Source organism: Intrasporangium sp. (assembly GCF_036566125.1).
Lineage (GTDB): Bacteria > Actinomycetota > Actinomycetes > Actinomycetales > Dermatophilaceae > Intrasporangium.
In genome coordinates this window covers 1-8306 of the sequence record NZ_DATCWX010000075.1, presented here as the reverse complement: position 1 = coordinate 8306, position 8306 = coordinate 1, and the positions used below count along the sequence as shown (strand labels likewise).

Genomic DNA, 8306 nt, shown 5'->3' with positions numbered 1-8306 from the left:
CGATGAGCAGCAGGATGAGTCCGAGGATGATCATGTGGTACTTCGCTCCTTTGAGTATTGCCCCGAGTACGGTGCACGTACCCGGGCCCTCACGCACACAAACACGCACATAGGGATCCTCCCGTCCGCAAACCCCGCCTCTACCGAGCCCCTCGCGCCACCCACCGTGACGTATGCCGCTGAGCCGGCTTCCCGGGTCACGTGACGGTGGGAGCCGGCTCAGCGGCATACGGCTCGACTGCCGTCAGATGCGGCGTGCGGTGTACCAGCCGCGCGAGTAGAAGCCGTCGTCGTCGAGCACGGACGTCCCCATGATGTCGCCCATCGTCGGGCCGTTCGCCCCAGCCCGGCTCGAGAGGAACCGGTGCCTCCCGAAGGAGTCGATACCGAGATACATGCCCATGTGGTCGAGCACCCCGCCGTTCTCGGTCTCGAAGAAGACGAGGTCTCCGATCTGGAGTGCGTCATAGTCGGTCGCGGTGCGTCCCTTGTCCGGCACCACGACCACTCCGGGGCCGTGATCGGCGATGGCGTAGGCGCGTCGCGGGAGTCCCGGGCCGGCGTCGTTCGAGCCACGCAGCTTCAGGCCCATCCGGTAACCCAGGACCATGCGCCAGTAGCCGGAGCAGTCGAGCGACCCGTAACGTCGCGCCTCGGCACGCTCGAGCCCCACATCGGGAAACTTCCAGTCGACTCCGAGGTAGTCGTAGAAGTCGTTCGCCTCGAGCCGGCTCGACCCGGTCTTGTTGGGCGGCCCGAACGAGGCGTCCCCCTTGATCCGCAGGCCGTCCTTCTTTCCGTCCGGGGCCCCCTCGACGTACTCGAAGGCGATGCCCAGCACGTCCTTCGCCTTGCTCCGACGAGCGGCGTCGAACCACGGCTCGAACCAGTCCTCCCGTTCTGCACCCTTGGACCACTCCCGCGGGGCCAGTCGAACCCAGTTGGTGGTGGTCACCGTCGCCTCGGTGGCCGTCGGCTCCTCAAACGTGCGCTCCGGTCCGGTGACGACCACCGTGCGGGCGCCGTCTGTGAACGTCGCGACCACTTGTCCCGAGCCGTCCTTGACGACCGTCCGAGGCGGGTCGGACAGACGTTCGTAGACGAGCTCCGTCGCGGAGGCCTCGCTGGCGCCTTCAGCTGCGCCATCGAGCGTGTTGTCCACCGAGTCAGACACGTGGAGCGCGGTCGGTTCGGTGGCGCAGGCCCCCAGCCCGAGGAGTGCGGCCAGGGCGATCGCGACGAACCCGGAAGGGCGTGAGAGCCCCGCTGCGGGTCGGTGTTTCGGTGAGTCGTGCACGTCCGCGCTTCCTCAAGAACGAGTGACTGAGTGCCGAGCTGCACCCACGGGATCTGGGCAGACGACGGCGTTGAGGCTACCAGCAGCGCACAGCCTCAACTCGTCCGGTCCCTCGTGGGCTGGTACAGTCAACCGCGGCCTGCCGCTTGGGGGGAGCTGGGTCAATCTGACCAGCCGGTCCCTACCCGGACAGAGGAACAGTGACGGACACCCACCGGTCCCTGCGCGCTCACCCGAGACCCGCCGCGGACGTCGATCTCCTGCTCTCCTGCGCGCGTTCAGCGGCCGCGCTTCCGGGCAGCCGGCTGGGGGTTGCCTCCCTCGGGCCGGATAGGACGCGCTGGTGGCCCAGAGAAGAGTTCGATCTGCCATCGGCCCGCGGGCCGATCGCCACCCAGCTCCTTCCCACGCTGCTCGCACGAATCACCGGGCCCGTGGTGGCCGTCGACCTCGCCGACCACGCCGCGGCGGCCGGACTGTCCACCTGGGACCTGGAAGGCTTGGCCTCGGCCGTCATGGTGCCGGTGCGGGACTCGGCGGGCAGGCCGTGCGGACTCGTCGCGGCGTTCGACCGTGTGCTCCGGCACTGGGCCGACGACGACGTGCGGCACCTGATGTCCGTTGCCGACCTGCTCTCAGCGCGCGCGTACAGCATGGAGCGCGTGTCCGCGGCGAAGGCGATCGCCCACGTCGCGACGGAGCTGGAGCGGTGTGTGACCGGGGGCCGGTTCCATGCACTCGTGGACACCGGCCGCGACGCGGCAGACGCAACCGTTCAGCGGCGGGCCAGCGAGGCGCACACCATGCTCGAGCGGGCCGATGTCCTCGCCGGTCGGCTCAGGAGCTTCATCCGGGCTGTCGGCCTGCTGGATGCGGGCGTGGGCACCTTCGACCTCGTCTCCGTGGTCGCGCATGCCGCCGGCGATGCTGCTCGTGTGCACGGAGTTCCGGCTCCGCAGGTCTACGGCGCCGAGAGCCCGCTGCCCGTCGCCGGGGACTCGAGGGAGGCCCACACGGCGGTCGTGCGCGCAGTCAGCGCCGCCCTCGCCGTCGTCGTACCGGACGACGTGTCTCTGGTGGTAGCCACGCGTGGTGCCGACACGGCGACCCTCGAAGGAACCGTCGTCGCGGAGGTCAACATCGACGTGCGAGGGGCAACACTCGGTCTAAGTGACCTGAGCCGAGTAGCGGCCGGCCGCGTGGACACGGATCGATCCCCGTTTGGTTCAGGGCGAGGGGTGGGCGTGAGCCTTTCCGTCACTGGTACCGAGACGCGGCTGGTCGGCCCTGGCATCTACGCCCTGGCCTCGCCCGTGGGCACCCGCGTCGTGCTGTCCTGGCCGGTTGATCTGGGGTGACGCATGCACGTTCTTGATGATGCTGCCGCTCCATGGGCTGGGGAGCTCATCGCCGGCCTCGTTGCCTCCGCGCTCTTCGCCGTTGTCTTCGCTCTGGCGAAGTGGCGCCTCCGAGGGGGTGACCATGTCGGACCGAGCAACGACGGCCTGGACTGAGTTCCGGCCTCGCTTCGCGATGGCCGTCATTTCGGTCTTCGGTGCAGGTGTTCTCGTCGGCGTCGAGACCGGCTTGGGTCGCATCGTGCTCGCCCTCGTCATCATGGCCGCCGTAGGAGCATCGCTGGCGCGTGACGGCTACCTCGGCGTCGTCATCGGGCTGGGCGGGGCGGCGGGGCTCATCGTCCTCAAGAGGTTGAGCGGCGACTTCTCGGCTCGGGAGTTCTTCGTCATCGGGGCCGAGGTGCTGACGGTGATCGTGGCGGCGTGGGTCGTGGGCATCCTGGGTGAGCACCTGAGAAGCTCGCTCGACCACGTCGCACGACCCGTCGTGGGCACGATCTCACCGGCGTCGAGCGCTCTCGGCGTGCTCAGCACCGACGTGGGGATGTTCCGCCTCGAGGAGGAGCTCGGACGAGCCCACCGGACGGGGGAACCGCTGTCACTGGCCGTGGTCGAGTCCAGCCCTCTCGCCTACGCCTCCGACGTCGAGGAGGATCCAGCCGTGGCCACGGCACGACGTGCCGTTGCCCGCAACGTCGAGTCGGTCACCGGCCAGCTGGACGTGGTCTTCGCCCTGGACGAGCGCACCCTCGCTGTCATCATGCCGGCGACCGACGCGGTGGCAGGCATGGAGGCGTTGGGACGCATCGCCCTCGCTGCCAGTGCCGCCACGTTCTCGGGACCGCTTGACCGGAGCCGACAGTTCGTGGCCGACCACCTCGCGCTGCGGGCGGCCTTCGTCGCGGCGAGCGGCGGCGCTGACGGTCGCGCTGATGGACTCGTGGACGAGGCGCTCGACCTGCTGTCCGAAGGCTCTTCCCAAGGCCAGCTCTCGGCATGATCACGTCGCTCGTCTGCCTCGGGATCCTTCTCCTCGCGGCTGCAGGAATCGTCACGCACTGGGGCACCGCTGTGCGTCAACATCAACGACGGCTGGACCAGCTCGACGTGCGGATCCACGTCAACGGCATCCGGGGCAAGTCGTCGGTCACTCGTCTCGTCGCAGGCGTCCTCCGGGAGGGCGGTTTCGTCACGGTGGCAAAGACCACCGGTTCGGCCGCGCGCGTCATCGGCCCCATGGGCGAGGAAACGCCTATCATCCGGCGCGGAGCGCCCACGATCAACGAGCAGATCGACGTCGTCGCCGCGCACGTCACGAGTGAGGTGGAGGCCCTCGTCATCGAGTGCATGGCGGTGCGACCGCTCTACCAGAAGTACTCCCAGGACTTCATGGTGCGCTCGGACATCACCATCATCACCAACGTCCGTGAGGATCACCAGGAGGAGATGGGAGAGACGCTCGAGGAGATCGCCGACTCGCTCTCGGCGACCATCCCCGAGAACGGCGTGCTCATCACCGCAGAGGACCGGTCCCATCTTCGTCAGCGCCTGGAGCGCAACGCAGCCGCGCTGGGCTCGCGTCTGGTGCACGCCGATCCGTTGACCGTCAGCGACGAGGACATGGCCGGTTTCGACTACGTGCAGTTCAAGGAGAACGTGGCCATCGGTCTCGAGGTCGCGCGCCTGCTCGGCATTCCTCGGCAGCGTGCGATCGAGGGCATGTGGAAGTCCGTCCCGGACGTCGGAGTCGTCCGGCTCAAGTGGTACCCCATCCGGGACAAGCAGGTCCTCTGGATTCCGCTGTTCGCCGCTAACGATCGGGAAAGCGTCATCGGCTCCTTCCAGACGCTCGCCCCGTATTTCCCGGAGGACGGGACCGTCGTCGCCTTGCTCAACAACCGGACCGACCGAGGACGGCGCGCGGAGCTCTTCGCCCAGATGGTGCCCCACGACCTCGCACACCAGCTGGACCACGTCATCACCCTCGGTGCGTACGAGTCACAGGTCACCCGCACCATGGTCGAGGGCGGCTACCCGGCGTCGCGGATCCACAGTTTCGGCGACGACGTCAAGCCAACTCTGGACGAGCTGCTGGACGGGATCGCCGACCTCATTCCGGGCCAGTCGGGCGTGCTCATCGGAATGGTCAACATCCACACCCATCAGGCGGAGCTGCTCCTGGAGCACTTCGCGGAGCACGACGGCGAGAACGTCTTCGACGAGATCGTGGAGGCGAGTCGGCCGCACCGTGCTCCCGCCGGCACCGCCCGTCTTCATCGCGTTGCGTCGCGTCGCGTGCCTGTGACGGCGAGGCGGTCCGACCGATGACCAGCGCCTACGTCCTCTCGCCTGACGTCGTCCGTCTCACGATCGTCGTCGGCGTCATGATCAGTGTCATCTTCTACGAGAGGGCCCAGCTGACGACCGGCGGGTCGATCGTCCCGGCGTATCTAGCGCTCTCGGTGGTGCGCCCCGTCGCCGTCGCCGTGACCTTGGGCGTGGGGTATCTCACGCATGTCATCGTCAGCAAGGTGCTCGGCGCCCGGTGGATCCTCTACGGCCGGCGCAAGTTCGAGGCCGAGGTGCTCGTCGGCTTGACCCTCATCATGGCGTGCACGCTGGTGGCACACGCGCTCGGTGAGCTCGACCCGGCGCTGCTCGCCCTCGCCGGAATCGGGTTCCTCGTCCCGGGGATCATCGCGCACGACATGGCTCGGCAGCGCCCGAGGCGGACGGTGCTCGCCATCTCGGCGACCATGGGGATCCTCGTCGCGTTCGCCTACGTCGTTTCCAGCATCCTGGCAATCCTGCCCGGCAACAAGCCCGTAGAGGCGGCCCAGCTGTCAGCAACGCTCGGCTACCCCCGAGAGCTGCTCATCGTGGCCGTGGCACTCAGCGTCCTCATCGGGATCCTCGTCCACGGGCGGCTGGGGATCCGCTCGGGCGGTTTCATCACGGGGGCCTACCTGGCACTTGTGAGTCCCCGGTGGGGCGACCTCCTGTTCACCGCCGCCGTCGCCGCGGTGACGTGGTTCATCGTCGTCAAGCTGATGATGCCGCGGCTGCTCCTCTTCGGCCGCAGGAAGGTGTCCGCGATGATCCTCGTGGGCGCACTGGTGGGATGGAGTGCCGACCTCGCCATCCAATGGCTCACCCACGGCGAGTACGTACCCTGGCTCGGCCTCACGGTGGCCACGCTCATCGTTCCCTCGCTCATCGCCAACGATGCCCAGCGACAGGGTTGGGAGCGGACGATCTGGGGCACCGTCCTCGTCGGGCTCGGTGTGTTCGCGCTGACCAACCTCATCGCGGCGGGGCTCGCTTGGGCAGGAGCTCTCTCGTGACCCGCCGTTCGCCGGTGAGCCTTGCGCTGCCCGCCTTCGCGACCGTCGCGGTGGCGCTCTCCGTCACGGTCGTCGCCCAGTTGGCCGACACGCCCGTGCAGGCGACCGACCCGCGATCCCTCATCACCGGCATCGTGCGAAGCGAGGACGGGACCGCGCTCGCCGGTGCCGAGGTGTGGCTCGACGCCAAGCGGGTGACGACGGACGGCGACGGCCGGTTCTCGCTGGAACATCCTCGGGCGGCAGTCGTGACCGCTTCGGCGGAAGGACATCTGCCGAGGAGCGTGGCAGCAGAGCCCGGCCCCGTGACCGATCTGCGGCTGACCGCCAAGCCGGATGAGACCGTCTCGCTGAGGTTCGGTGGAGACGTGATGTTCGGGCGCCGCTACTACGCAGATGTGGCCGGTCGCGGCCCCATCCTCAAGCACGGAGCTACGCCGAACGACATCGCCGGCATCCTGTCCGGGGTAGGTCCGCTCCTTGACGACGCCGACCTCAGCATCGTCAACCTCGAGACAGCCCTTGTCGCGGACCCGTGGAACGGCGCGGGCAAGCGCCCAAAGGGCCTGCACCCCACCAAGGACCTCGTCATCACCAGCTCGACGGCTTCGGCCAAGGCCCTCGCCGATGCCGGGGTCGAGGTCGTGTCACTGAGCAACAACCACACCTTCGACGGCCTCGGCGCCGGGCTGAAGAGCACGATCGCCGCGCTCGACGCAGCTGGCGTCAAGCACTTCGGCGCTGGGTCGACCGTGGCAGAGGCGTGGAAACCGGCGGTCCTGACGGTGCGTGGGAACCGCGTCGCCTTCGTCGGCTGCACCACGGTCGACGGTCGACACTCCGGCACCTCCTACGTCGCGGAAGCTCGGCACGGCGGCGCGGCGGAGTGCGAACCCGCGCTGCTCACTGCGGCGGTGGAAAAGGCACGCCAGCAGGCACCGCTCGTTATCGTGACCATCCATGGTGGCGCCGAGTACCGCCGCTCGCAGACTCGCGAGGTCCGTGATCTCGCCCAGACCGCGACACAGGCCGGAGCCCAGCTCGTGGTGGGCAGCCATCCACACGTTGTCGGCGGGCTCGTGCACACCGGCTCCAGCCTGTTCGCGGAGTCCCTCGGTAATCTCGCCTTCGACCAGGACCTCTGGTCGACACTCCCGTCCTACCTCTTGCGCGTCGATGCCCGGTTCAAAGCCAAGGGTGGAACGCCAGCTGCCCAGCTGGTCCGGGCCGACACCGATCCGATCCTCATCGATGACTACCGTCCCCGCCCCGCGGTCGGAGCGGTGGCCGAGTCGGTGGCTCGCATCGCTTCGGGCTGGGTCGAGGGCGGGGTGGTCATGAACCGCGACTCTGCGGCGGTTCCCTTGGGTGACGCCAAGCCCCCAACCACCCCGACCACCGCCAAGGCGGAGCTGGCCAAGAACGAGGTGCGCCGCATCAGCCCCGGCTGGTGGCTCGCGCCCGCTCCCGATCTCAACGACCAGGTCCGGGCCGGCACCGACCTGCTCTTCGGCACGGGTTCCTTCGAGCCGACCGTCGTTGGAGCGTCGGACGGGGCGATCCCGGCCTGGTCTCTAGGCAAGTACGCCACGGTGAGCGGCGACGCTTCGTGCCATTCCGGCCACGGGATCCAGCTGGCGCGCACGCCGCTCAGCACCGAGACGGCCGTGATGTCACCGGACCACAGGTCTCCGGTCGTCCAAGGGCAGCAACTGACCCTTGTTGCCAACATCCGCCAGGCATCCGAGGGGAGCCGTTTGGAGGTCCACTGGTATGAGGACATGGCGGGCCCGAGCACCAAGAGCACGAAGCTCGAACTGCCTACAGGGGCATGGTCGCCCGAAAGGTGCCAGCCGGTGCGGCTGGACCTCACCGCTCCGCGAAAGGCCGTTGCCGCCCAGGTCTACATCGTGCTCGACGCCCCGAAGGGTGGACAGACGATCCGTCGGCTCGCGATCGATGATGTCAGTCTGGTCGACTGGGCGCCGAAGGGCCGCTCGGGCCGTCGCTACGATGTCGTCGGCGGGCTCCGCAATGGCACGGTGACCCTCCGCTCGGACAGCGCCGCCCCGGCGGACAGCTCGCCGCTCGTCCGGTGAGGGCATCGATGCTCACCACTCCGGGCCGGCAGTGCCGCGAGGCACCGGCGGACGATTAGGGGACGAAGGAGGCCCGCTGTTACGCTTGGCGATGCCGTTTGACCGGCCGCGGAGAGAGAGCGCCCAGGTGGACATGCCCTGGAGCACCGCGCAACGAGAAGATAAGGAGTCGGTCATCCATGCCATTGGAAGCTGACGTGAAGAAGCA

7 protein-coding genes are annotated in these 8306 nt (G+C 68.4%); 6 read left to right on the top strand and 1 reads right to left on the bottom strand.

Annotation, left to right across the window (positions count from 1 at the left end):
- Positions 1 to 244 precede the first annotated feature (244 nt).
- Positions 245 to 1297: an NlpC/P60 family protein gene (locus tag VIR15_RS04410; RefSeq protein WP_331926261.1), complete on the bottom strand. Its 1053-nt coding sequence runs from the start codon at positions 1295 to 1297 to the stop codon at positions 245 to 247.
- 200 nt (positions 1298 to 1497) lie between these two features.
- Here VIR15_RS04410 and VIR15_RS04405 point away from each other — a divergent pair, with 200 nt between their 5' ends.
- Genes VIR15_RS04405 through VIR15_RS04380 form a run of 6 tightly spaced genes read left to right on the top strand, consistent with a single transcriptional unit; the run spans position 1498 to position 8098 of the window.
- Entirely contained in the window at positions 1498 to 2655 is a 1158-nt protein-coding gene (locus tag VIR15_RS04405) for a hypothetical protein (RefSeq protein ID WP_331926260.1), read from the top strand.
- A gap of 3 nt (positions 2656 to 2658) precedes the next feature.
- A complete protein-coding gene (locus VIR15_RS04400; RefSeq protein WP_331926259.1) occupies positions 2659 to 2811 on the top strand; it encodes a hypothetical protein in 153 nt (50 codons plus the stop codon).
- On the top strand, positions 2780 to 3655 hold the full coding sequence (locus VIR15_RS04395) for a hypothetical protein (protein WP_331926258.1): 876 nt from the start codon (positions 2780 to 2782) through the stop codon (positions 3653 to 3655). Before VIR15_RS04400 ends, VIR15_RS04395 begins: the two co-directional genes overlap by 32 nt.
- Positions 3652 to 4983 carry a poly-gamma-glutamate synthase PgsB gene (pgsB, locus tag VIR15_RS04390; RefSeq protein ID WP_331926257.1) on the top strand — a complete coding sequence of 444 codons (1332 nt, stop codon included), beginning with the start codon at positions 3652 to 3654 and terminating at the stop codon, positions 4981 to 4983. The genes VIR15_RS04395 and pgsB overlap by 4 nt, the downstream gene beginning before the upstream one ends.
- Positions 4980 to 5999, top strand: coding sequence for a poly-gamma-glutamate biosynthesis protein PgsC/CapC (locus VIR15_RS04385; RefSeq protein ID WP_331926256.1), 1020 nt, complete (start codon positions 4980 to 4982; stop codon positions 5997 to 5999). The genes pgsB and VIR15_RS04385 overlap by 4 nt, the downstream gene beginning before the upstream one ends.
- Entirely contained in the window at positions 5996 to 8098 is a 2103-nt protein-coding gene (locus tag VIR15_RS04380) for a CapA family protein (protein ID WP_331926255.1), read from the top strand. Before VIR15_RS04385 ends, VIR15_RS04380 begins: the two co-directional genes overlap by 4 nt.
- Positions 8099 to 8306: the final 208 nt, after the last annotated feature.